The organism is Paenibacillus sp. DMB5, assembly GCF_001517085.1.
Taxonomy (GTDB): Bacteria; Bacillota; Bacilli; order Paenibacillales; family Paenibacillaceae; genus Paenibacillus_AQ.
In genome coordinates this window covers 14,600-38,000 of record NZ_LRAC01000087.1, presented here as the reverse complement: position 1 = coordinate 38,000, position 23,401 = coordinate 14,600, and the positions used below count along the sequence as shown (strand labels likewise).

Below are 23,401 nucleotides of genomic sequence, written 5' to 3'. Positions count from 1 at the left end.
TCGATTCAAAAGTGATCGGCTTCCTGACTCGTGACACAGAGGCCTTTCAGAAGCCATAGCCACTGTTTGCGGGGCATTAACCACTGTGTTTCTGCCCCCCTTTCTCTCGCCTATTCATGACCACAATACACCCCTGCTTATCTCCCGAAAACATGAAAAAAGAGTACCAATTAAGGTACTCTCTCATACTCCATATGGAGCCGAGGGGAGTCGTCTCCTACTTTGTACTTAATAAAATACAAAGGAGGCACTTATCGATGAAAATTGATTATGAATGGTTATTTGGAGTAAGTTGCGCTGAAGTGGTTGCGGATGTTAAGCGGGTAACTGAAATATTTGACGAATCATCTATAGCAGATATAAGAGTTACTTATGATCATACATTCACCACAAAAGGCAGAGATCAGAAAATTGCCGTTGCACTCGTCGGCAAGAGAGGCATCGTTTTCGAGATTCGATATTGGCCAGGGGGACGCATAGATGTTAATCACTTTTATATTGCTGCAGCCGATGTTTCTCTATTTTCAAAGTATTAACTAACAAAAAAGCCCGCCGACCAGTTGAGGTTGACGGGCTTTGCCGATTCTTTCGGACTGCACGCTACGGCGCTTCCGTTCGTGTAACGTCAGATTAACATTCTCACGGAATTTTGTAAACCAAATTCCCAAGCGTTTGGGATTTTACTTTTTAGCAACAACAAACGTCAGCCACGCAAGTTCTGAAGTCGTCAGCGTTTTTTTGTCGATCTTATCCAACCAGGATTCATCCTTGATCACCCCGGCATCCAGCAGAGCCTTAACTCCATTCCGCAGCGTTGTCCATTGATAAGTTGTCAGTTCCAATTTGTCGTCCCCCTTGACCGTCTCGGCCGTAATAGTTTTATTGAAAAGCTCCTGTTCTTCCTTGCGCCGTTTCGTCAACCCTGCCAATACCGTACCGCTGGACTTATCATACTTGATGATATTATCCGCAATCTGCGTGATAGTCCGACCTTTGCAAAGGATCTGAAGATTACCCGCTCCGCAGTTGTAGCAAAAGCTCACCAGCGCATCAAATTGATTCTGCGTGAGCTGCGCCGTCACAGGCACATAAGCCGAACTATTAACATAGACCTCATACTTGGCGAGATCTGTTACCAACATACTGTCAGCCTTAGCCTGCGTGATGGTCATTCCTGACGTAACATCTTTACCGTAGTGCCCCCAGCCAATTGTCCAATATTGTTCTGTCGGCACCGGCTTATATGCCGTGAGGCGGCAGCCTTCATACTTTTTAATCAGCTTAATGCCCGATTCTGATATTTTACGACTCACTTCCATTCCCCCTATGCTGATTGATTGTTATCGGGATGTTCCGGCTTTGCCGGGTTATTCTTGGCTTTGTCCTCACTAAGCTGCAGCAGGTATTCTTTGAGTTTGTCGGGCATCGGAACTCCCAGAACACCAAAATTCTCGATCACTGATAACCCTTCCCGGCCGGCATAAAACAGGATTGCCGCCATCCGGAATACTGGCGCTCCAGGCTGCACCCAGCCATCTACCAAAGCAGCCAAGCCGATGACAAAGAGCACGGTGATCTTCCGGATGCCGCCCCAAAACATAATGTCCGATGATACCGTCTTGGTTTTGAATGCCCCTGCCACACCGCTGGCATAATCAGCCAACATGAGCACAATCAGCAACTCCAAGGGTTTGTCGTATCCACCCAGCCACCCTGCCGCCATTGCTAACAAGCCGCCAGCTGAAACCGCTCCGCCCACGGCCACCTCCTTTCCTCCCGAGCCAACTGCTGCTGTCATCACTGTAGTTCCAATTTGTCTAAGATGATCCAACATTTACTATCTACCCCGCTTCCAATTTGATATATAATAGCCCCCGGGGATTCGAGGGCAAAATAAAAACACGCTCTTCAGCGTGCTCTTCATATTTATGAATTTAGGCTGTCACCTCCCACATTTAATCTAAAACCTCTGCCATCATTTGCCGTAAAATATGGTAATATGATGCTGAAGGAGATGATATTCTTGAAAAAAGCAATAATAGGACTTGCTGCCGGAATGTTGATCGGATCGGCTGGAATGGCTGCAGCAGCTACCACTCAAACGGTGCAAGCTGCTTTTGCAAAATTCACGATAAGTATAAATGGACAGAAACAAAGCCTAAAAAGCGATCCGCTTATCTATAATGGCACTACATATCTACCAGTACGTGAAGTGAGCAATCTGCTTGGCTACACACTGGAATTTGATAATTCATCAAAATCAATTGATCTTTCTAAAGGAGGAAATTCAGCTATGCTATCCACAGATAATTGGTTATCAATAATGGATCTTAAGGATTATGGCATTACCGTTACTGGAAATTTGAATGATGAAATGATTTTAGTGTACGGTTCAAACACATTGAAAATCCCGCTTCCAGCTTTAAAAAACGGCATCTACATTTCCAATACACCATCTGGTGATATTGAAATAGATTTCAGTGAAGAAGGAACAAAAATTAATTTAGATAGTTTGAAAGATGCCGGAATTATTCAATAATCACCGCCGCCACGACTTTGCACAAATAATTGCATCACTACACTAGCCACAATGCGTCCGAGAGAATCGGGCGCTATTTTTATTTCGTGCCAAACACCTCTTTGTACCCTTCCGTTCGCATCCTTAGATAGATATGGAATAATGTCGATATCAGCTCCACTAGTAGATCCGCCAGGCATTGTATTACCATCAACTGTAATGGTGAGAGCTGAAGGAATAGGTCCTTCAAATATCCCATATTCTATTTCATGTGTGTGTTCCGGTATTTCATGTGTATGTTCCATCTCATGATAATGGGCCGGAATATCAAATACATGTTGATGGGAGACTAATCCGTGTGAATGGTTGTCAGCTCCAACAAATGTCACATATCCTCCACCAGGTGTAGAAAGTTGCGTTCCAGGAGCTATTCCATGATTATGACCGCCAGTCCTTTCAGACACTTCAGGTAATCCGTAATTATAATCAATATTCCATAACTGTTGGCCTGTATTCGTATTTATACTCGCCCCACCATTTTCGGTTGTCTCTATACTACTTGGGCCTGAAGTAGTTGCTGGAGCTGCTGCAATTGCCTTGCTGAAGGCTCTGAACGCTTCCGTTTCATACATGAGTGACAGCTTATTAATCCTAGCCGTCCCTTCCGGCACATACACCTGCAGAACAGCCGGATGATCCGGATCACAGTTATCAGCGAAATTCTGCGTATCAATGTTTGTCGCACCCTGAGCGTAGGTTTCGCTTATCCGCTGCCGGCTGGCCAGCTTATTAGTGTCCGTCGCCTGACTGTCCGCTTTATTCGCAATCTCCAGCTTCACATCTCCCGGTGCTCCCTCGATATCGGGACGGCCCCGGACCTGTACCCGGTCAATGATATCGATCCCTAATTCTTCATCAATGATCCGCACCATTGCACCGGTCCGGAATTTATCAATAGGATCTGATGTTAACCGGTAGAGTTCCAGTCCTTCTACGCTATACGTCCGCCTCGGGCGCTTCATCTGTTCAAGTACTGATTTAGCCGCGGCATATAGAGTCGCTGCATTATCGATGGACAGATCCACATAAGGGTAAGCAATAACCCCATACTCTCCGATGGTGTCCGCATCAATGTACGGCAAGCCGGTAGGGTTAACATCCACAATATTCAGCTGGTTCACGCCCTCGCCGTATCCGAGAGGATATATCCGGGTTATCAGCTGCGTCGGGTCCTCATCCACCGTGATTCCCTCCAGGTTCTTCCCATACCGAATCCATGCGCTCGGCTGCGTCTCAGGCCGTACCAGATTAAGCGTCCAAGGTGTTGTGGATGTATCCCATGTCCACATATAGTCCGATTCCAGGGGCTCTGTAACAGCGAATAGGGCGGATATGAGGTTATCATTCTCGTAGTTGTACTCAAATTCATCGTCGAACTCGCAGGCATCAAACTCCCAGCGCGGTGTTGACTGCTTAGAGAGAATGTATTGGATTACGCTGCTGATAGGGAACCCGGCCCCGCCGACCTGGTGATACTGGAACATGATATCATCCATCAATGTGGCCAGAACATGCTCACAGCTGTAAGTAATGGTTTTCCCGTCATAGCTCCGCTGCGTTTTCGTCGGCATGATCCGGAAGAGATCCACCCGCTCCTCGCCGTCAAAAATCTCCACATACCGCAGCGGCAGGCACTCTGCATTCTTGTCATCGTCCGCCGGCAAAGAGAAAGAAGCGCTCCAAACTTCGTTCAGGCGCTCCTCATATCCAATACCGAAAGCATTCTGCAGATAAGCCATCAGCTGCATGCTTTGGTTATATACCTTGATCAAGTGATCGTCACCTCTCTATGATCTTTATTGAACCAGGAACCGCTTGTGCTGCTCCCGCTTGCGGTCCTCTGTGATGCGGGCATACCGTAGGGTGGTTTGAGGATCGGAATGGCCCATAAGCTCCTGAACAGCCACCAACTCCGCACCGTTATTAAGCGTCAGTGTGGCGAAGGTATGCCGCAGTACGTGCGGGCTGACCTTATCCTGCAGGCCGGCTGCCCGGGCAATCACGGCAATTTCCCGTTGAATGCCCCGCTTGGTCAGGCGGCGGTGCGGCTTGCGTTCAGTAACCATCAATGCCTCAGAATCATCCGTCCGGCTATTCAGATATTTATTCAAGTGGTACATCGCCTTAAAGCTAAAGTAAACCTCCCGCTCCTTGTTTCCCTTACCGATCACTCGGCAGCTCATAGACTGCTGGTTAATGCTATCACGGTCCATGCCGTATACTTCAGACAGCCGGCAGCCGGTTGCATACATCACCTCGATAAATGCCCGCTGCCGGACAGTCTTGCAAGCTTCCCGCAGCATCTCCAGCTCAGGGATCGTCAGCGCCTTCGGCAGCCGCTTCTCTAGTTTCGGGGTTTTCAGTTTGGCCGAAGGGTCCCGGGGCAAAATTTCCTCAGCCGTCAGCCAACCAAAGAAGCTTTTCAACACAGACAGCTTCTTGCCGATCGTGCTCATTTTCAGGTGATTAAACTGTCCCAGGTAAGCCCGGATGTCGGCCGCTGTAACGTTGTCTGTTCGCTTGCGGACATGCCGGAAGAATATGTGTAGGTCCAGTGCATATCCATCCAGCGTGGACGAGCTGAGCCCCTCCAGCCGCTTTGATGACAGGAACATCTGGATTTTCTCCGTACCGTCTGGATGTGGCTCATCTTCCTCCACCCGCTGCACATGGTATTTTGATACTACTACGGAAAGCAGGGACTTCGTCCGCTCCGCATTCAAATCAGGAAACGCGTCATAAATCACGGCCACGACATCGGACAGCAGTTGCTCACTTGCATTAATCATGCTGTTGCACCTCCAATGACTCGTTTAACGTGTCTAAATAATATCACGACCCGTTAACTGTGTCATTGGACTATTGACCCTTTTTGTGAGTCAATATATAGTGTAATATAGGACCAAAGGAGGCTATTTCATGTCTACTCTAAATTCTGATCTTAAGCGCATCATGGATGAGCGTGGTCTCTCCATTAGGCAAGTAGCAAAGGACATTGGCTATAGGTTTGATTCCGTCCGGAATCTGTATAACGATGAAACTGAGCGTTATCCAAAAGAACTTATCCTAAAACTTTGTGATTACCTGGACGTAACACCAAACGAAATATTACGATACAAGAAAGAGCCGTCGGAGTGATCCGGCAGCTCTTTTTTAATGCCCATTTTCGGTTATCGTTAGTGCGCAGTATTCTCCTACTGCTCTATAATACAATCCAAGCAAGAACAGTTACTACAGCCGTAGACCAGGTTATCACAACAACTCTCATTAGTTTAAATTTACGTGTATTAAATCGTTTCTGCAATCTCGTGTTTGGTTGCACTACTTTTGTAGCCTCTTGGGACAGTACTCCGAATACAAAACAAAAGACATTAAAGTAATAAAACCATCCTTCCATGATTGGTTCCAACATAAACGTTGCGAAAAACGCAGTGATATAGCAGGCAAATAGCAACTTAGTGTCTTGCGTGACAGAACTCCGTAATACAAGTACTAATTTATCAAGTGCCATTATGGTAAATGTCAATAGTAATAACGCGGCGAGCAGCCCGGCTTCGTAGCCAACATCCAACCACAAATTGTGAGCATACCCCAATGGAAGGATTGTGAGTTTGCCCCCGAAAGGGTTAATGAACAACCCTTTAAACGCTGCTTCCCAAGCAAGATATCTCGGATCAGACAACAGTCCGCCTTCAGACATCCTATCACCGAGGTTTGTTGTACCTAGATACTGGTAAAATAGAACTGACGATAGTATAAGAAATGCTCCAAGGGGAATCTTTTTTCCTTTTATCTTGCCAGTAAACAGAAAAGATACAATAACCGAAATGACTATAATAAGGATACCTGTACGATTACTTAAAACAAACGTCGAGTAGGCTGATATAAAAAACAAAAGAAAGCTAACTAGTCTAACTTTTTTATTTTTACTTAACAAAGCGAGGGGCAATAAAGAGAGACCAATTGACAGATAAGTATTCACACCAGTGGCAGATATCTTACTGCCCCATATACTGACAATCCCGCGCCACCCGATATAAACATCGCCGGTGCTGACTACACCGAGAAAAGCGAATACAGATAGCGATGCAGGAACAAGCAGCATTATTTTGACCATCTTTTCCGAACTGTGTGATTTAAAAAGATTATATCCACAAAGATAAAAAATAAGAGGAGATATTACATTCAACCAGAGAACACTGCTCTCCCGCAAATGGTACTTGTTTAAATAGTAAGCAAAGACGAGGCTAAAGACTGCGAGCAAAATTTGCAGTTTATCTAACCGAAACCGCCGCTTTACTAAAGTGAAAAACGCTACTACTCCAAGGACAACTAGAGCAAGGTATCCTTTATTACCTACATTAAGACAGTAGTACACAATGGCTAGAATCGTAACTAATTCGGTTTTCGTCATCTTTTTACCGCTACTAATCATTTAACCTATTCCCCTTGCATTTATATTTACAAAGAGAATTATAAGTTCATTCGACCAGTTTTACAATGATTTGGTAGTTGATTGTTAACCAACTTATACCGTAGAGCCTGTAGCATCTTTCCACACAGTGCCGTTATACCAAATTGGCTTGCCTAGTGTGGTGTCAAAGTATTGTTTATTGATATACAGCCCTACCGTTGGCCTGTTTGCAGTCGTACCATAGGATAGATTTTGCACCTTTGTTCTAATTTGAATGCTGTCTGCGTTTGTCGTGATTCCGAATACTCTTGGGTCTAGGGGCTCATAAGTGACAGACAGTTGAGAGCGAAGCGCAGCCGTCTCAACACCACCATTCAGAACGAATACTGTTATAGACTGTAAAGAAAGGTTTTCGTTGTATATGGTCGCTATACCTTCCCAAATCATAAACTCATCTTTTCTTTCTATGTCTGGAACCGGATTATTTACATCCAAATAGTTGCCTAAGGTTCTATCTCCAAAGTATATCCGGAACCGGTTGTACGTTGCTGGAAGGCTTCCGAGACCTGTAACTTTTATGTTTTTGATAGTCTGATACGGCGGAATAACCAGAGTTTTTCCAAGGGCTATACCTTCTTGAGAAAAGTTAACCGTCCTCTCTGTTCTCCGAATTAAACTTAAAGCCGCCTGATTGTTGGTTATCTCAAAATCAAGAAAGCCGTTACCGTTCGCTAGAGTGCATTCCTCTACTTTGAGGTTACGGAAAAATTGTGTGGTAGAAATCAGAATATCCTTAAGCGCAAACTCGTTGACGCCGTCCCAATATTTAAACGTATACTTTCCACCTAAAAGATCACAATACCTTAAAAGTGCACCATTAGCAGAAAGTCCTCCCGTTATCGCTTCGTTCGTTGCAATTGGCAACAAAAACAAAACTTCGTTAAAGGCAACATTGTCAAAATTAATATTTGCCAACCCGTAAGCCGCGACAATGGTTTTAACATTGGATGCTCCAGAGGCGAGTCTCAGATTGGTATTCCTCATATTCATCCGACCAAAGTTCATGTCCGTAAGCTTCCACGTCTGTCCTACAGCTCCATATAGCTCAATACGGTTATCATCAAAATTAAAGTTGAATAGCGCCGATTGGGTAAACTTCCCAGCGGATAACTCTGATCGGGTACGGAGCATAGTTTCATTGGCAGAAACAGAAAAGGAACAGTTTCTAACGTTGAAATTATCCTGCATTTTGGTGAAGTCAAAATATACCGAGTCAGTAAACCCTGCCGCATAAAATCCGCAGTTTTCAATTGTCCAGTTTACCGCTTCAGCATTCTCTCCACGATAAAAGGTATGAAAATAATTAAATCTACAGTTCTTAACAGTTGTCTGGTCACCCATCGCATTTCCTACGTTATGGAAAACACGGTTTATGCGTGTTGAGTGACTCGGGTTAGCTGTGGCTCTTCCCGGCCATACACTTATATTCTCGAAATAGCCTCGTGAAGCGTCTGTCTGTCCAAGAGCTATATTTTGAAAGTACTTAAATATGGTCCCACCTAATGCAATTGTTTGGTTTTCAGATATCGGAATGATCGTGATTCCCGATACTTGGGGCATTGTCAACGAGCCATCGAAATAGAAAAGTTCGTCATTCTCAGTTTCAAGTTCCCATAAAATCGTGGCGTTATCCCCTACTAAGCGAAAAGCTATTGGGTACTCGCTAGGTCTTGGTTGTCCCTCAGGAATAGGAGACCCAAACACATGATTACCACGAACCCGGTAAATACCTGCTGGGATGTAAATCTGCATGGAGTTAGTAGGTATGGTTTGAACGTTCGGCACTTGTGCCTTGTTATAACCATATAGATTTGCTGCTCGAATAGCAGTATTATCGTCTGACGTTCCGTTGCCGAGTGCCCCGAAAGATTTAACGTTAATCACTATATCCGCCAACTGTTCACTAAATTGCTTCTGCATATCCCGCACCATATCACCTGCAACAACAATTGTCCGGCCAGGGGTGTATCCCGGGTCAGGTGTTTGGATATCCGTCAGTTCGGGGTCCTTTCCTTCGCCACCACCGGCGATAATTGTATCAACTCGGCCATCTACAAAATCAACAGCCTCTTGGATATTCGCCACACCCGAAACGGATCCCGAATAGGTAATGCTTTCGGCGGCATGGGCAGCGCCAGAAGCTTTATGATTGATAATATCACTATTAATTGCCTGCTCGTTACGCTCTATGATCGGCCATGCCTCGCGCAACTTTTGTAATCCCTGTAGATCTTCTAACTCTGCCATGACCCATACCTCCTAAGCGTATTTCGGTTTGAAATTAAAAGAGACCGTGCAATTAAGCCCAGTCCCTCCTATAGTGACTTGATTCACTCCCGGTAACAGGTCTACAAAATGCCCCGACATGCTCCATAAGGCGTTTGCCCCACCAAGCTTCACTTTCATCTGCTCCCCATCTATAACCAGCGTCTGCCCGGAAATAGCGGACCCGAAACCGAAGGTTTTCCCGTTTGCGGTGATAGACAACGTTGTGAAGCTTCCCTGGACAACAATCTCCGGCTGGGCAGCCAGTGTCCCGAAGTTGTTGACCTCTACATTCCCGGGACCAGCTACTGTAAAGCCGTACTCGTCGTCCAGACGAATGTCTGAATCCAGGATGATGTCCGAATCCAGCGTAATATCTCCAGGATTGATGATGAAACGGGCAAAGGGATCATGTGCCACCAGCGGCAGCTTGAAGGAACCCCGCTCGAACAGCCGGTCCGGAGTGAGCGATCCGTCATATTTGACCAGGTAATAGACATTCGGTTCATAGTTAAAGATCATCTTCATTTCTCTTGGTCTGGCGTAAGCGTCCAAGAGAAATGCCGAAAATGCCCTGATCCGCTGCTGCAGCTCATATCTGCTCGTCTCCTGGGCGAAGATCAGCGGAAAAACGAAGCGCCGGGAGGTCAAGGTGCTGCCGAAGTCATACAGGCCGTGACGGCCAGCAATGGCCTTTGTCCGGCTCACGCTGTCCGGCAGCATGGAATGTTCATGTCCCGGCTGAGGGGTAAGCCCGAATTCAATCAACCCTTTGCCGTCTAACGTTATGAGATCTATCAAATCGTCGCCACCCCTCCGCTCCGTCCAACTGATCGTGTCAATGCCCCGAGCGCGGCGCTCATGGGCTTAGCGATGGCCGTTGCTACGTTGTTTCCATCCACATTAATCTGTACAACAATGTATTTCTCTTGATCTGACCCAGCGCTGCCATAGCCACCAGCGCCTGCTATGCTTGCCGTATAGCTTCCTGCGTCCATATCCTCTACGGAAGGGAGTGCCGCTGCCGCCATGGCATCAGCTTGATCCTGAATGTCAGATATTTTGTCTTCCAGGCCGATTACATACCCTTCACCAGTATCGTTACCCATTGATCGTAGAACCCGGGAAGGAGAATGCATATCTAGTGCCTCTCGAAGCCCCCCGGTTACCTTGTTAGCGATACTGGAAATGGCCTTGCCTACCCCGCCAATCATATCCTTAATTCCATCAATCAGCCCCTGGATGATGTCTTTGCCCATCTGCAGCATTTGTGCCGGGAGCTTCTTCAGATAATCCATTGCCGAAGTCATACCCGTAACAATCGCTGTCTTCACAGTGACAATCGCCGTGGAAACAGCATCCCGCATCCGGTAGAACATATCGGTCCCGATGTTGTACAATTTCCCCGGCAGTTCCCGGAACCAGTTCAGTACACCGTTCCAGGTGTCCTTAATCCACGATACCGTTGCGCTGATAACCGTCGAAATGGCCGATTTGATGCCATCCCAGGCAGCTGAAGCAGTGGACTTGATGCCATCCCACAATCCCGCCAGAAACGCCTTGAGCCCGTTCCAGACTCTTTCTGTCGTTTCCTTAATTGCGGTCCATGTCGCACTGGCTGCGGCCTTGATACCGTCCCACAACTCCAGCAGGAACGCTTTGATCGTGTCCCAGTGCTGAATAATCATCAGAGGAATGCCCAAGAACGGAGCAATCACCAGAAGAATGGCCGGTCCCCATTCCGTCAGGAATGAAACCATCCAGTCCCATAGTCCGGTGAAAAATGACTTAATCCCTTCCCAGGCTGCAGAAGTGATCTCTGTAACGGAAGCCCAGAGATTGACGAAGAACTCTGAAACAGGCTCCCAGTTCTTGATGAGCAGATACGCACCTGCAGCCACTGCTCCGATGGCGATTGCCACCAGTCCGAGAGGGTTCGCATTCATTGCGGCGTTCAGCAGCCATTGAACGGTAGTCTGCGCGGTTGTGGCGGCCTTCCATGCCTTATAGGCCATGGTCACGGTATTAATGACGGACTGAGCCGCAATTGCCGCCGTGAGGCCTATGACAACCGGCAGGAGGATATTCCCGTTGTCGATCACCCAGCCAATGGCAGCACTCAAGCCATCGAATGCTTTCCCGGCTCCTTCAATGGCTGCATTGATCCCCGCCTGGATCTCAGGCATATGACCGCTGATCCAGTCAGCGAATTCGTTTAGCTTCGGCAGGATCTTCTCGCCTAATGGCAGCAGTATCCCGGTCTCCAACTGGCGCTTAATCCCACTCATCGCCTCGCCAAAGGTGTTATACTTCACAGCATTGATGCTCTCCAGGGCCCCGTTCGTGCCGGTAATCGAAGTGTTCAGCTCCGTCATCGCCAGTACACCAGCAGCGCCGACATCCTCGAACTTGGTGCCAAAGAGCGACACTCCTAATGCGATTTGCTCCTGCTTGTCATCAACCTGGCTTAGTGCTTCAGCCACTTTACTGAAGGCTTCCCGTGCTCCGTCGCCGCCTTTGGCAAATTGAGCCTGCAGCCCCGCTCCATCCAGGCCCATTTGATTCAGGACCTGTGTGGTCGCGTCTCCGCTTTCCGTCATCTTGATACCGAATTCCTTGACCGCATCGGCTGCATAGTCCAGGTTGAATACCCCGGCATTCTTCGCATTTTCAAACACGCCGAACATTTCACTTGCGGAGAATCCCGCTTGTGCAAAGTAAACGGAATATTCATCGATGGTAGGCAGCAAATCGTCCGCATAATTCAAACCTTTTTGTGAGGCTTCCGCGATTAGGCCCATAGCCTCCTCGCCAGAAAGGCCAAACTGCCTCATGAGCTTATCGCTGGACCGGACAGACTCGTTCACTTCATATTCGTAGGTATCGCGGAGCAGCAGCGCATTGTTGGTCAGTTTCTCCAGCTCAGCACCTGTCTGGCCCGTAGTCTGCTTCACGAGCGCCATGGATTTAGCGATGTCTTCAAAATTCTCGCCCATACCATTGTTATACATGCGCTTCGCTGATTCCTCGAATCCTTTCATTTCTTCTGTAGTAGCTCCGGTCTCGGCAGCCAGGCCGTTCATAGACTTGCGGAAGTCATCCGTGAAGCTTACAGCTGCCACACCAACACCGACACCCATCGCGCCAAGCGCCAGCCCTGCAGCCCCGGCCAGCTTTGCGATATCGCTTAGCCTGGCTCCGGCAGACTTCCCTCGCTCGTCAATATGGTCAAGCGTGTCATCCGCACCGCCGGAGTCGATAAAAATGGAGCCGAATAGACGAAAGATTTCCACGGCTTCACCCCGCCTTCCGGAAGGATGCAAGGATCATTTCCGCATCCTCTAAAATTTCTTCTTTGGTCTTGGTGCTTGCAGAAGCCTTTTGAGCAGGCTTCTGCATAAATTCAGAAAACGGCACGAAATCATTCTTCGTCATGTGCTGATAGCGCATGAGGTAAAGATCCCACTGCTTTTGCTCTGTCTCCTTCTCGTAAGCCTTCAGGATCTGCTCCACGCCGCCCTCATAGCCCATCTCCAGGATGTAATCTATGGAGCCATAGCGGTGCAGAAGCAAGTCAATGACCTCGACCTCGTCTATTGACTTGCTTGTTTCAAAAAACTTGCAAACACTTTTGAACCCTTCAACTGGTCAATGATCCCCAGCGTTTCCGTCAGCTCCAGCTCCGCAAACTCCTCCGGCTTCAATCCGACCAGATCTGCAAGGAATGCATTGGTCTCCTCTTCAGCCAGGTACAGGTTCTCAAACAAAGTGGCCACAATATCCGCACCAAGCTTCATTTGAGCGGAAGCCGCCGCACTCTTCTTATCCTCTGGCTTGTTTGCTGCTTTCGCATTCGCAGCCATATTTGCAGCCGCCTCGCGGATCACATCTTTCAGGCCGATTTTTTTCAGAATCCGCGACATTGGGAAAATATCCTTTGTTTTCAGCGCACGCACTTGCATGGTTCATTCCTCCAGTGTGAATTGTGGTCATAAAGAAAGAGGGCATCGCTGCCCCCTCGCTGTTATGCCGTTATGAAGCTAGTTGCGGTATTCGCCGCCAGTGCATTCCCCTTGAGATCCTTCACGTTTGCCGTGACCATTGCGACATAAGCCGTACCCGCTGCCAAGTTTACTGTTGGATTCAGCGTAACTACTGTCTTCGCTACATTGAGCGATAGCGATCCAGGAATCAGTGTGCCGTCTTCCGCTTCGAACAGCAGGAAGTTGGCCGGATTGACCGTTGAAGGGTTAATCGCCTCGCTGAAGGTCCAAACCACATCAGCGGATACCGGAATCGCCGTCGCTCCGTCCGCAGGCGTTACGGTGACGGTAGGAGGTGTAGTGTCCACGGTCAATTTCGGATAGTAGACAGCGAAAGGAACCTTGTCCAGATCCGCCGCATCGTAATGGGCGGCGAAGTTGACCGGCAGAAGACTTTCCGACTTATCCGCCGTGGTTAGTGTAACGCCGTCCGTGCTCAGCGCATTGTAAATCTGAATGACTACCGGGTTGCTGCTGCCGGAGAGCCGGCCCACCCAGGTGATATTGTCGATATAGTCCGTCAGCTGCAGCGTGTTGCCCGCTGTGATGACATGATATTGATCATTGGTGCTGGAATCGACGCTGCCTGTGCTCAGTGCCGCTGCTAAACTGTCCGGTGTGATCTCCAGCAGGCTGGCTTTGATATAAACCTCCCACGCATCAATGGCATTGAGCCCCTTGGCCCGGCCCTTTACGCCGTCTACTTCAATCGCCCGGATGGTCGGCTTCGCGGAAAACTCCCCGCCGCCCCGCGTCGCCCCCAACAGCGTGCCGACTCCTGTGCTCAAATCATAGTTTTTATAGAATGCACCTGAGTCCAGCACCAAATGATCGGCGGTGGTACTTGTAAAACCAGAATATACAGGCATTTGTTAACCTCCTCCAAAAGTTCGTACTTGATAAATGATCCGCCGCCCCCGCAGCCGCTTATCAGGATCATCCAGGGGCAACCGGTTCTCACGGTAAATAATAAAGGCCATCCCATTCGTGCGGATGACCTGTTTGTGAATAGCTTTATCAAATGCATCCATCAGTGTTTCGAGCGCCGTAGTGTCTCCGTCTTCCGGAGAATCCCAGCCATCGACCTCCAGCACAAAGTTCTCCATCGTGCCGTCATCATAGGAGTTGGACAGCAGGAACGAACCCAATGGATACTCCGCATCCTCTGGAGCAATCTCGTAGAAGACCCGGGAATGAACAGCTCCGAGTAGTGTGCGGAGCGCTATGCGCAGGCTGATGACCTTGTTCACACTTACCAGCTCCCATCCTCATTAATCAAGCCGGCTGCTTTGTTCTCGTCCTCGATAGCAGCAATATAAACCCCGGCAATACGCCGGATATCGTCCACATTTTCGAAGACCGTATTCATGAGGATGGCTTTCTTCCGGTGGTTCCGCGTCCCGAGCTCCTGGTCAACCCCGTACCAGGTGTTATGCTTAATCCCGATCTGCAAATCGTTCTCCCGCTTCCGGCGCCAATACTGGAATGAGGCCGCAATCCGCTTATTTCGCTTCATATTCCGCTGCAGCTTGGCCTTGGCTACCATCTTCTTACGGATGTAACTGCCGATCTCCGTCAGTGCTGCTGCCTTCAGCCGCTTCATTGTGTACTGAGTGCGGTCAATATTACTGACGAACTCCACACGGTTACTTGTGGAGCGCACCCCGCGCGTCATCCGTGCCACTTAGATCCCTCCGTTCACAAGTCCTGTGCAGATCAATTCCGTCATGCGGTCAGGTCGCTGATAAGAACGAATGATTTGATAGGTCTTGCCTTCGTATTTCAGTTTCGTTTCACCGGCATATTCTGTTTCGCGAACCGTGAACATGATTTCCGGCTTCAGCCCGCTGCCCACCGCCTGATACATCTCCGATTGACGAACCGAATTACGGGCTGCGTGTGTCTCCCGCTGCGCTAGATTGAGTATCGCATCACCCATTGCATTAGAATCCGATGTTGTGCCGATTAGCGTAATGAGATGATTTAATCGCATGCCATCACTCTCCAATACTGACGGCCATCAGCTGCGGAAGCAGCATGTCCGTGAATGCAGGAGAGAACGCGACCTCTCCGGAATTAATATTCCAGAGATCCGAAACCCCAATGGTCAGTGTAGCGATACCCAGATCACTTTCAAGTTGTGCCAGGCTCACACCGGCGTTCAGCATGTAGGCTTTGGCAGCCAGCACTTTCGGCATGAGCGTTGCATTGTTATGGGTTCCCACATCGGTCAGTCCCGCTTTTACCTCTTCCAGTAGTTCATCATTCGTCATCAGCAGCATCCGCCTTTACATCCGGATCAGCTGGCGGCGAATCGCCATCCGGAGGTGAGGCCGGCTCTTGGGTAGTATCACCTGCTTCAGGCTCAACAGTGAACGGAACAAGCACGATGTTAATTCCGGTTGCTTCGGCCTCATGCCGCAGCTTATCGGATAAATCAGCGTGTTCCTGTACCGTCAACGGACGAGTTGCCCGCCAAAGCAGTACGCTACCAGCAGAAAGAGAAGCGCCCGCCACCTGTTCGGCTTTGGGCGTCGTTTTACGTTTAGCCATGCGTCATTCTCCTCTCTTAGGTCGCGGAGTAGCCCCAGTATGTGAACGTCAGTTTCGGGAACAACGGTTTACCGCCGCTGTATACCTTGCCGCGCCACATGGTCTGGTCCTTACCAAATACATCATCACCGACGCCGGAAGACTCGATGGTAATCTCCTGGGATTCATTGACCACATACTGAGCCAGATCACCGAACAGGATATCATCCAGTTCCATGGCCGTCGTAAAGATGACCTCATGTCCATCCAGGTAGAATTTCGTCTTACCGTTACCTGTGATAACCGGGATTGTCGTCGTGATTGGTGCGCCGGCAGCGTCGGTCATCTTACGGAAACGATTGAAGAATGTTTTCCGGCGCATAACGAACACCCCATCATCACCGTATGGGCTATCCACTTCTGCTTCAATGTCCATCAACTGGCCCCAATCCATATCAGAGTAGGTTTTCTTCGCGGAAGGTGCTGCTACAATCGACGGCAGGATACCAGTGAACGTCCCGCTGTCCCCATTCAGTACAGCATTGTCCAGATATGTGCCGAGGTACTTACCCATTTCCGTGGCAAGATAGGTTTCCAATGCAGCAATGCTGTTCTTCAGCAGCAGATTCTTGATTTTGATTGTGGCCACAATCGCTTCCTGCTGCAGGTTGACCTCCGTGAATGTAAAGTTGAGCGATGTAATGCCGTCGGTCGTTGTCGGTGTGCCGGCCGTACCGATTGGAATCGATACATTACCTTCGAAGCCATACTTTGTAATGGCCGCATACACCTGGCCGTACTTTGTAATCACCGATTTGATTACATCCAGCGTCGTGGTCGGCACAAGGTACTCCGCACCGCTTGTTACGCTGCCGCCATTCATGTCTGTGATAACACGCTTACCCATTGACAGAATTGTGCTGTCGTCCTCAGACACCCGGCGGTTGATGAAGCTCCGGAAGAACGCATCCCGGTATTTCGCCGAACTGCGATAATTTTCTTCAGTGATTTCTGCTGCCTTCACATGGACTACCCCTCTCTTATCTTCAGGCGCGTCAGCCAGATCGGAATTAATCTCGTCAAGCCGCTCCGACATCGTACGCAGTTGCTCGGTCGTATCGGCAAGCTCCTCGGTCGATGCACTCCGGTGGTTCTTCACCTTCTCCTTCAGGGCAAGGCGTTTCTGTTCCAGTTCACTCTTCTCACGGCGCAGTTCCGCCGCCTGTTTTTGTGTCAATTTCATGGTTGATTCCTCCTTATAGTTGGTCAATCAGATTTAATAGTGCTTGTCTGCGGGCTTCGTCATCAGCTTCCAGAACAGGTGTAGGATCTGGATCAGGTGCGGGATCGGGTTCTCCGGTCTCAGCAATGATGACGGTCTGGTCATATGCAGGGAACGTAACCAAGCTGACTTCATACACCTCATTGATTTTCAGGATGACATCGACTTTATTGGTCCAGTCGCTTGCGATTACTGAATCGCTGTCAAACCAGAAACTCATGCCGTCGATAATCTCCCGGTCCACCCGGTCGAACACATAATCATCCATCCAGTTGTCGCCCAGTGTGGCTTCAATAAAAAGACCGGTGTCATCGACAACGGCCCGAAGGTTCTTGCCTGAGCGACCCAGCACCCAGTTTGTATTGTGGTCCAGCAGCAGCACCAGCTTGGAGAAATCAACATCCTTCAGTGCATCCTTGTCCACCTTCTCCACCCATTTACTACCGCGCCATGGCCGCCCCGCTACGCCAAACAGGATCGGGTAGCCTCGAAGGCGGCGGACTTGTTTGCCGTCAACATCTTCAGTCACTGCCCGGAACCGGGAACGTTCATCGTCATATCCTACTTTACGCTGGGCCTGAGACGCCAGCGGGGACTTCTTCTCCTCCTCCGTTTTCATCGTTCGTCTCACCCCCTTTCACTGTGTAATTGCCAGGCTCCAGCGTCTGAAAATTCTTGCTCTCCATATAACGGTCCAGCTCAGCCGGACCACGCGGCAAACCGACGCGCCGCCGGATCTCATTGCGGGTCATTACGGAACCGAACAGCATTTCCTTGAAGAATGTTGTCTTCGCGGACAACGTGCTGATCTCCAGGTCCACCAGTTCTGCAAGAATCTTGTTGTTATGGCCGATCTCAGTATCCGTGAATACCTTGTACGTGCATTCCTCTTCGATTTGATAGGTGAACGGGCGGATTGTGTTGTCGATGAACTGCTCGTACTGCAGCTCTGTAGCGTTGTTATTGACAATCTCCCGACTGACTCCGAAATACAGATACAGGTAACCGATGACCGATTCCATCAAATCTTTATTGAGAGGGTTCAGCTTCATGTCCAGCTTCACGACGTCATACTCCGCGCCAATCATCCCGAACCCTGTCGTGTTCTCGGCCGTCAGGAACAGCTCTTTGAACTCCTCCAGCTTCTTCTTCATGTCACTGCCCTTTAGGTGTGTCTTCGCCTGCAGGAGTGCGGCAATTCGCTGGCTGTTCTCTGAATCATTCACAGCCTGCTGCTGCATCGTGTTAACGATCTGGACATAACCGCCAGTTGCCTGTTTAATAGCCCCGCCGTTTGCCGTTGGAAAGCGCTGCAGGTGAATAATATCGTCATAATAAAATTCGTATCCCGGCGCTGCCGGAAACTTAATGGCCAGCTTCCCGTCATCTGCTGTATAAAACTCGTGCCGGTTAAAGGGCAGCACATACATCGCCTGTAGCTCGCCGCGTTCACTCCAGTCCGGCATGATATAAGCGTTATTCGCAAGCAGCAGCCTCGTCATTGCATAGGTCCAGAATACCTGCGGTGATTGGTAGGGATTAGCCCGGACAGTCAGCACATACTGCACGCCGCTTTTCACCATCTCGCTATTTCCTTCAAGGTCGGCCCGGACATGGTAAAACGGAATGCTCCCAATTTTCTCAGCGACGAAATTAATCGCCGTGCGCACTTCGGGAATGTTGTATAGTTCCCGGCCGAAACTGATTAGTGGTGTTCCGCGGTTAAGCAGGTCAATGACTTTAGATGCGGTAACCTGCTCTGTTGGTCGAATCGAATTTATTAATCGTTTTCCCCAATCCAAAATGCTCAATGTTTCACCCCCTTACGCTTGGTACTCTTCGAATTGATCCCTGACTTTCATGTAAGCAATATAGGCAATCAAAAAAGACACGTATCCATCAATACGCGCCTTGCTCTTCGCCTTGTCCGGCTGAATATTGTTGTTCGTATCAATCTTGGCTGCCGTGTTTGTTGTACACCAGCGAAAGAGTCCGTTGTGCCGGCTAAACTCGATAACCTTATCTTCAAACAGCGAACGGGTCTCCTTCATGGGACCAGATAGGGACTTTGCCCCCATGGCTACCGGAAAGGTTACCCCGCGCTCCTTGGCATCCTCTTTAGGGAATCCGTGCATCTCCATGTCATCAACCCAATCCCCGCCATGCCAGCGGTCGTACCCGATCTTCCAGAACGTCACCTCATATTTTTCAGCCAGCTCCACATACCAAGCGGTGACGTCTGATTTGCGGACCATACTGCCCTCGCAGATATGTAGCAGTTCTTTGTTCAGCGTATCCTCGGCATTCGTTGAGCAGAAGGTTTCATAGGCCATCTTGTCCGCTTTACTGTTCTGCTCGATCCGCTGGCTTGCAATGAAATACTTCTGAACGAGCCGCAGCTTACCACCAATCGGAATCAGCGCCGAAGCACAGCAAAGGTCGGTTGTCTCCGCCATGTCTACGCCTCCAACCGCATATTTCCCGACATACATCTCTTCGGTCATATCGACTGCACAGGCGTCCACCTTAGCCAGATCAAAATAAATGACTGACAAACTGCTGGCACGGTTCAAATGCTTGGCCAGAAAGGACGGCATCTGTGCCGGATCTTCCAGCGCCTTCTGATATTCGCCTTCCAGGTAACTCATGGTTGGATGACTGCCCAGTCCCGGGTTCGCTTTTATCCAGCATGACCGGTCCGCCGGATCGTCATCGTCGTCAATCCGGAAGATCATCGGGAATAGCCGCTCCGTGCTCTTCCCAGTAAGAACCTTGCGGCAGCGCCCCAGCACGCTATCAAATATTCCTTCGCGCACAAATCCGTAAGTGGAAATGATAACGCCCATGGGCTGCGCTCGAGCGCCCTGAGCCGACGAAAAGACATCATAGGTATTCCGGTTCTTAATGGCGTGCAGCTCGTCAATTACATAAGCGTGCGGGTTAAGTCCGTCCTGGTTCTCGCTGTTCTTTGAGCCGGCTTTCATGTAACTGCCGGTCGCCGGGTAGAGCAGCATTTCCGTGTTATCTTTATCCCGCTTGGTCCGCCAGTGCTTGCGCGGGTTCCCTTCCGGCGTCAACACATCACTGGACTGAAGAAAAGCCTTGGCATTCTCGTATACGATGGCCGCCTGAGTTTTCATTGTGGCCAGGCACCAGACCTGCGCGGCCGGTTCACCGTCCACCATCAGCAGGTAGTCCGCAATCGCCGAAATGAACGTGGACTTGCCCCACTTACGCGCAACGAACAGAACGAATTCACGGAAGTACCGGACCACCATGTCCAGCTCTTCATCATACATTTTGAACCCGAAGATGCAGGCAGCCATATACTTCTGCTCAATCGAAAGTTCAAACGGCTGCCCCGCCCATCGGCCTTCCCGGTGCTTCACCAGCTTACAGAAATCTATGAAGGCTTCGACATCCGTCGGATCATACTTCACTGTCTTACTCTTCAGCAGCTTCTCAATCAGCCGCTTCAGCGCCTTGATATCTTTGCCGTGCTTCTTCGGTTCCCGCTTTACATAATCATGCCAGGCAAAGATATACGGCGGCACATTAACCATTGCCTTCCTTCTTCTTCGCGAGCAGCTTCTCGAATTCGTCCTTTTCCTGAACCTTCGGAAGAACCGGCGCGGGAGGAACCAGGTCGGCTAATTGCTTGATGATGCTCTGATAGTTCTTATTCATGGTCCCGTATAAACGGGCGACCGGACGCTCCCGCTCATACGGCGGGGCATTGGCAGATTGCGTGAACATCTCAACATATCCGTTCTCGGAGAGATCCTGCTCGTAATCTTCCAGCGTAACCCGCATGAAGGCGGCTCGTCGGATCAGACCGTCAGCAACCCGCATCAAGTCTGGCGGCAAATCATTGTAGCTTTCGCGGAGCCGCCTTTCCTCTTTTGACTGCCGGGCCTTCTTTGCCTTTTTCTCCTTCTCAATACGCTTTTTCTCTGCATCCTCTTCGGCAGCCTGCGCCGCACGTTCAGCAGCAAGTTCTTCCCTGCGTAAACGGGCCTTTTCCTGCTCCACTTTGATATGGACAGCAGCCTCGCGCTCCGCTATTTCTTCCGGAGTGAGCCGGACCCGCTCCTCCCACTCCCCATCCGGCTCATTTAATTTTAATTTTTTTTTAATTTCGTCAAGTTTGCCCAAGTCCAGAGAAATCACATCCTTTCAGGGGGGAGGGGGGTCACGCGAAAATGGCCCGCGAGTAAATACGAAACTTACCCCGACGGTCCTGTTTAAAAAAAATCAAAAAAATTACCCCGGGGGGGGTCTGAAAAAAAGAAAAAATCCTGCAGAATCTGCGGATTTAAGGTGGTTGCAGGAAGTTTTGAAGTCCAATTGACCGCGAATGCTTGTGATTGTGGCAGTCTGTGCAAAGATACTGCAGGTTATCAGGGTTATATGCGATGTTCCAATCGTGCTTGTTGTCATCCGTCAACTCGATGATATGGTCCACATCCTTGCCGCTCTTAACCTTCCCTTTACGCCGGCACTCTTCACATAGACCGTTTGCTCTGACGATGACGAACTGCCTGGCATGCCCCCATTCAGGAGCAGAGTATATCTCCGGATGTCTGGCCATACATTAACCTTCTCTCAAGCCCAGGTCATTCTCAATGCTGTCACAAACAGACTGCGCTCTTCTCGCAATGTCGCCCCGAACATCCGGTACAAGACCTCCTTTGTCGAGCAGTGCTGACAATCTATCCAAGTAGAGCAGCTTCATGTTAGTTGATGTTGTTCTCTTCCTCGTTCTTTCCAGCTCATCGCCTGAGATTGGCATCACCGGACCCTCACATCTTGGGCAGCACACTCCATCTCTGTTACCAGGAGCCGTAAACCCCCAGTCACAGGTCAAACATTTGTAGTTGACTCTCACTTTACCCACCCTTTCTTTTAGAGAATACAAAAAGAGCCGCTTTTCAGCGACCCGCTCCCACTATTAAATTCCCAAGCGTTTGGGATTATCCTGAGCATTATGCGCTCAGTAAAGGGCTGCTAACCGTGACTCTCACACGGCTTTGGTGGGTTGATGCTCTCTTTGCAGCGCCTTACTCAATTCATAATGATTTGCCTGTATTTCCGCCGTAATATCGAAGTCTGCCAAGATTACACGGCGCTCGTAAAGCGCCCAGGCTGAGCGCTGTGAGGGTATGATTAAACCCCCATTCCCCGCACCACGCCGCCGCAACGGCTACACTCTACGTGTGCTTACAGCTCCACTTCTCCTGCAGACATGGAGAGGTTTCATCACCGATTCGTCGTGGTCGAGTCCTGCGGCGATAAGGGGCAGCAGGGACACCCGGACGATGTTGCCGTCCTATGTCCCTACTGTAAATCTGTTTTTGTCTCAAATTGGTCTCAACTTAGTCTCACGTTTGTCTCAAAATTTCGCCGTATCTTCGTACTGCACATCAGCATGTCATCTTCTGCCATAAATTTTATTGTGGAGTTTCGTTATTTTCTTCCGATCTTCATCTGAAATCCAAGTGCCATCGGAAGCTTCATCCGCATTTACGTACATGCCCCAAATCATGCTGAACGCATCTTTATCGTCTTGTGTAACGGTAATTCTCCGTTGCTTTGGCCTATGTCGTGCAATGATTTCGGACGCAATTCTGGACGCTTCCTCAATTTCTTCATGAGTCATACGCTTCCCCACTGTCTCACCCTTTCTTACGTCATATGCGTCTACTGGGCATCAAATGATGCCGGCCAGCTTTAGGTGCTCCGCTATGGTCTCAACTCCAACGTCGATCCGCCGATTTATAGTTGCCTTGCTGCTGTTTGCCGTGTACCGCAGAATGGTCAGTTTATGCTTACGAGCATTTACATATCGGTGCTTGATAATGGCCGCTACCTCATCATCTAAGATAAGCTCAAATGCTGCGTCGATCTCTCTGACCTTCCATCTGCAGTCTTCCAGCTCCTGTGCCTCCAGCAGCGTCAGACTAGCCTTACTTCCGTAGACTCTTATTTTCCGGACCATTTCGGGGTACTCTTCCAGCTTCTCCCTTGTCAATTCCTTCTCTGCTGCTGTCACCCTTGCGTACAATTCCATCTGCACCACCGCTCCCACAAGGACAATCCCCCTCTTTGTATACTCCAAACACTCCCCAGGCAAAGGTACGGATATTGGTGGAGATCCAGTCCTTCATATGTGGCGTGGTGTACCGGACATATGAATTACCCCATCTGATCACTTCCTGTACCACCGT

27 protein-coding genes are annotated in these 23,401 nt (G+C 49.3%); 3 read left to right on the top strand and 24 right to left on the bottom strand.

All coding sequences use genetic code 11. The features are described from left to right. The first annotated feature begins 257 nt into the window (after nucleotides 1–257). Entirely contained in the window at nucleotides 258–536 is a 279-nt protein-coding gene (locus AWJ19_RS08425) for a hypothetical protein (protein ID WP_068722856.1), read from the top strand. Nucleotides 537–680: 144 nt separating this feature from the next. Here the strand turns inward: AWJ19_RS08425 and AWJ19_RS08420 are convergent, their stop codons facing one another. Both AWJ19_RS08420 and AWJ19_RS08415 read right to left on the bottom strand, forming a co-directional pair. Then, on the bottom strand, nucleotides 681–1,313 hold the full coding sequence (locus tag AWJ19_RS08420; protein ID WP_068722854.1) for a lysozyme: 633 nt from the start codon (nucleotides 1,311–1,313) through the stop codon (nucleotides 681–683). Between the two features lie 11 nt (nucleotides 1,314–1,324). Next, entirely contained in the window at nucleotides 1,325–1,765 is a 441-nt protein-coding gene (locus AWJ19_RS08415) for a phage holin family protein (protein ID WP_241781657.1), read from the bottom strand. 258 nt (nucleotides 1,766–2,023) lie between these two features. Between AWJ19_RS08415 and AWJ19_RS08410 the strand changes: the two genes are divergently transcribed. Further along, entirely contained in the window at nucleotides 2,024–2,539 is a 516-nt protein-coding gene (locus tag AWJ19_RS08410; RefSeq protein WP_068722852.1) for a stalk domain-containing protein, read from the top strand. Here the strand turns inward: AWJ19_RS08410 and AWJ19_RS08405 are convergent. Further along, on the bottom strand, nucleotides 2,533–4,350 hold the full coding sequence (locus AWJ19_RS08405) for a phage tail spike protein (RefSeq protein WP_241781656.1): 1,818 nt from the start codon (nucleotides 4,348–4,350) through the stop codon (nucleotides 2,533–2,535). The two genes, AWJ19_RS08410 and AWJ19_RS08405, sit on opposite strands and share 7 nt — an antisense overlap. 24 nt (nucleotides 4,351–4,374) lie before the next feature. Further along, the gene (locus AWJ19_RS08400; protein ID WP_068722851.1) at nucleotides 4,375–5,367 is read right to left on the bottom strand and encodes a tyrosine-type recombinase/integrase; all 993 of its coding nucleotides are present in this window, start codon (nucleotides 5,365–5,367) and stop codon (nucleotides 4,375–4,377) included. Between the two features lie 130 nt (nucleotides 5,368–5,497). On the opposite strand from AWJ19_RS08400, the gene AWJ19_RS08395 reads away from it, so the two are divergent. Further along, nucleotides 5,498–5,716 carry a helix-turn-helix transcriptional regulator gene (locus AWJ19_RS08395; RefSeq protein WP_068722849.1) on the top strand — a complete coding sequence of 73 codons (219 nt, stop codon included), beginning with the start codon at nucleotides 5,498–5,500 and terminating at the stop codon, nucleotides 5,714–5,716. 64 nt (nucleotides 5,717–5,780) lie between these two features. Here AWJ19_RS08395 and AWJ19_RS08390 read toward each other — a convergent pair whose 3' ends face one another. The 20 genes from AWJ19_RS08390 to AWJ19_RS08290 form a co-directional block, all read right to left on the bottom strand. Continuing rightward, a complete protein-coding gene (locus tag AWJ19_RS08390; RefSeq protein ID WP_068722847.1) occupies nucleotides 5,781–7,013 on the bottom strand; it encodes a hypothetical protein in 1,233 nt (410 codons plus the stop codon). A 93-nt stretch (nucleotides 7,014–7,106) separates the two neighbouring features. Then, entirely contained in the window at nucleotides 7,107–9,299 is a 2,193-nt protein-coding gene (locus AWJ19_RS35730; RefSeq protein WP_068722845.1) for a hypothetical protein, read from the bottom strand. Between the two features lie 12 nt (nucleotides 9,300–9,311). Continuing rightward, a complete protein-coding gene (locus AWJ19_RS08380; protein WP_068722843.1) occupies nucleotides 9,312–10,118 on the bottom strand; it encodes a phage tail domain-containing protein in 807 nt (268 codons plus the stop codon). Continuing rightward, entirely contained in the window at nucleotides 10,115–12,610 is a 2,496-nt protein-coding gene (locus tag AWJ19_RS08375; RefSeq protein WP_068722841.1) for a phage tail tape measure protein, read from the bottom strand. Before AWJ19_RS08375 ends, AWJ19_RS08380 begins: the two co-directional genes overlap by 4 nt. A gap of 4 nt (nucleotides 12,611–12,614) precedes the next feature. After that, entirely contained in the window at nucleotides 12,615–12,890 is a 276-nt protein-coding gene (locus tag AWJ19_RS08370) for a hypothetical protein (protein WP_082707767.1), read from the bottom strand. Between the two features lie 20 nt (nucleotides 12,891–12,910). Then, nucleotides 12,911–13,279: a hypothetical protein gene (locus AWJ19_RS08365; protein WP_068722836.1), complete on the bottom strand. Its 369-nt coding sequence runs from the start codon at nucleotides 13,277–13,279 to the stop codon at nucleotides 12,911–12,913. Nucleotides 13,280–13,341: 62 nt separating this feature from the next. Further along, the gene (locus AWJ19_RS08360) at nucleotides 13,342–14,229 is read right to left on the bottom strand and encodes an Ig-like domain-containing protein (RefSeq protein WP_068722834.1); all 888 of its coding nucleotides are present in this window, start codon (nucleotides 14,227–14,229) and stop codon (nucleotides 13,342–13,344) included. A 3-nt stretch (nucleotides 14,230–14,232) separates the two neighbouring features. Further along, nucleotides 14,233–14,610, bottom strand: coding sequence for a hypothetical protein (locus AWJ19_RS08355; protein WP_068722832.1), 378 nt, complete (start codon nucleotides 14,608–14,610; stop codon nucleotides 14,233–14,235). 2 nt (nucleotides 14,611–14,612) lie between these two features. Beyond that, nucleotides 14,613–15,035, bottom strand: coding sequence for an HK97 gp10 family phage protein (locus AWJ19_RS08350; protein WP_347231095.1), 423 nt, complete (start codon nucleotides 15,033–15,035; stop codon nucleotides 14,613–14,615). Between the two features lie 9 nt (nucleotides 15,036–15,044). Continuing rightward, nucleotides 15,045–15,353 (bottom strand): phage head closure protein, encoded by a 309-nt coding sequence (locus AWJ19_RS08345; protein ID WP_068722828.1) that lies wholly within the window; start codon nucleotides 15,351–15,353, stop codon nucleotides 15,045–15,047. A 4-nt stretch (nucleotides 15,354–15,357) separates the two neighbouring features. Next, nucleotides 15,358–15,633: a hypothetical protein gene (locus tag AWJ19_RS08340; RefSeq protein WP_068722965.1), complete on the bottom strand. Its 276-nt coding sequence runs from the start codon at nucleotides 15,631–15,633 to the stop codon at nucleotides 15,358–15,360. Continuing rightward, nucleotides 15,623–15,913: a hypothetical protein gene (locus AWJ19_RS08335; protein ID WP_068722826.1), complete on the bottom strand. Its 291-nt coding sequence runs from the start codon at nucleotides 15,911–15,913 to the stop codon at nucleotides 15,623–15,625. The genes AWJ19_RS08340 and AWJ19_RS08335 overlap by 11 nt, the downstream gene beginning before the upstream one ends. 16 nt (nucleotides 15,914–15,929) lie before the next feature. Beyond that, a complete protein-coding gene (locus AWJ19_RS08330) occupies nucleotides 15,930–17,135 on the bottom strand; it encodes a phage major capsid protein (protein ID WP_068722824.1) in 1,206 nt (401 codons plus the stop codon). A gap of 13 nt (nucleotides 17,136–17,148) precedes the next feature. Continuing rightward, nucleotides 17,149–17,793 (bottom strand): HK97 family phage prohead protease, encoded by a 645-nt coding sequence (locus AWJ19_RS08325; RefSeq protein WP_068722822.1) that lies wholly within the window; start codon nucleotides 17,791–17,793, stop codon nucleotides 17,149–17,151. Beyond that, nucleotides 17,741–18,985, bottom strand: a complete 1,245-nt coding sequence (locus AWJ19_RS08320) for a phage portal protein (RefSeq protein WP_198536522.1) — start codon at nucleotides 18,983–18,985, stop codon at nucleotides 17,741–17,743. The genes AWJ19_RS08325 and AWJ19_RS08320 overlap by 53 nt, the downstream gene beginning before the upstream one ends. 12 nt (nucleotides 18,986–18,997) lie before the next feature. Continuing rightward, on the bottom strand, nucleotides 18,998–20,737 hold the full coding sequence (locus AWJ19_RS08315) for a terminase TerL endonuclease subunit (protein ID WP_068722820.1): 1,740 nt from the start codon (nucleotides 20,735–20,737) through the stop codon (nucleotides 18,998–19,000). Then, complete coding sequence (locus AWJ19_RS08310; protein WP_068722960.1) at nucleotides 20,730–21,116, bottom strand: hypothetical protein; 387 nt, start codon at nucleotides 21,114–21,116, stop codon at nucleotides 20,730–20,732. Before AWJ19_RS08310 ends, AWJ19_RS08315 begins: the two co-directional genes overlap by 8 nt. 373 nt (nucleotides 21,117–21,489) lie before the next feature. Beyond that, complete coding sequence (locus AWJ19_RS08305) at nucleotides 21,490–21,765, bottom strand: HNH endonuclease signature motif containing protein (protein WP_068722818.1); 276 nt, start codon at nucleotides 21,763–21,765, stop codon at nucleotides 21,490–21,492. 840 nt (nucleotides 21,766–22,605) lie between these two features. Beyond that, on the bottom strand, nucleotides 22,606–22,845 hold the full coding sequence (locus AWJ19_RS08295; RefSeq protein ID WP_128083541.1) for a hypothetical protein: 240 nt from the start codon (nucleotides 22,843–22,845) through the stop codon (nucleotides 22,606–22,608). Between the two features lie 39 nt (nucleotides 22,846–22,884). Then, a complete protein-coding gene (locus tag AWJ19_RS08290; protein ID WP_128083540.1) occupies nucleotides 22,885–23,262 on the bottom strand; it encodes a hypothetical protein in 378 nt (125 codons plus the stop codon). Nucleotides 23,263–23,401: the final 139 nt, after the last annotated feature.

Excerpts from the sequence above, each read along its gene's own strand:
- AWJ19_RS08335 (WP_068722826.1), bottom strand. The coding sequence starts at position 15,913 with ATGGCTAAACGTAAAACGACGCCCAAAGCCGAACAGGTGGCGGGCGCT.
- AWJ19_RS08390 (WP_068722847.1), bottom strand. The coding sequence starts at position 7,013 with ATGATTAGTAGCGGTAAAAAGATGACGAAAACCGAATTAGTTACGATT.
- AWJ19_RS35730 (WP_068722845.1), bottom strand. The coding sequence starts at position 9,299 with ATGGCAGAGTTAGAAGATCTACAGGGATTACAAAAGTTGCGCGAGGCA.
- AWJ19_RS08425 (WP_068722856.1), top strand. The coding sequence starts at position 258 with ATGAAAATTGATTATGAATGGTTATTTGGAGTAAGTTGCGCTGAAGTG.
- AWJ19_RS08340 (WP_068722965.1), bottom strand. The coding sequence starts at position 15,633 with ATGACGAATGATGAACTACTGGAAGAGGTAAAAGCGGGACTGACCGAT.
- AWJ19_RS08360 (WP_068722834.1), bottom strand. The coding sequence starts at position 14,229 with ATGCCTGTATATTCTGGTTTTACAAGTACCACCGCCGATCATTTGGTG.
- AWJ19_RS08315 (WP_068722820.1), bottom strand. The coding sequence starts at position 20,737 with ATGGTTAATGTGCCGCCGTATATCTTTGCCTGGCATGATTATGTAAAG.
- AWJ19_RS08365 (WP_068722836.1), bottom strand. The coding sequence starts at position 13,279 with ATGCAAGTGCGTGCGCTGAAAACAAAGGATATTTTCCCAATGTCGCGG.
- AWJ19_RS08325 (WP_068722822.1), bottom strand. The coding sequence starts at position 17,793 with ATGAAAACGGAGGAGGAGAAGAAGTCCCCGCTGGCGTCTCAGGCCCAG.
- AWJ19_RS08305 (WP_068722818.1), bottom strand. The coding sequence starts at position 21,765 with ATGGCCAGACATCCGGAGATATACTCTGCTCCTGAATGGGGGCATGCC.
- AWJ19_RS08345 (WP_068722828.1), bottom strand. The coding sequence starts at position 15,353 with ATGCGATTAAATCATCTCATTACGCTAATCGGCACAACATCGGATTCT.
- AWJ19_RS08350 (WP_347231095.1), bottom strand. The coding sequence starts at position 15,035 with ATGACGCGCGGGGTGCGCTCCACAAGTAACCGTGTGGAGTTCGTCAGT.
- AWJ19_RS08395 (WP_068722849.1), top strand. The coding sequence starts at position 5,498 with ATGTCTACTCTAAATTCTGATCTTAAGCGCATCATGGATGAGCGTGGT.
- AWJ19_RS08400 (WP_068722851.1), bottom strand. The coding sequence starts at position 5,367 with ATGATTAATGCAAGTGAGCAACTGCTGTCCGATGTCGTGGCCGTGATT.
- AWJ19_RS08330 (WP_068722824.1), bottom strand. The coding sequence starts at position 17,135 with ATGAAATTGACACAAAAACAGGCGGCGGAACTGCGCCGTGAGAAGAGT.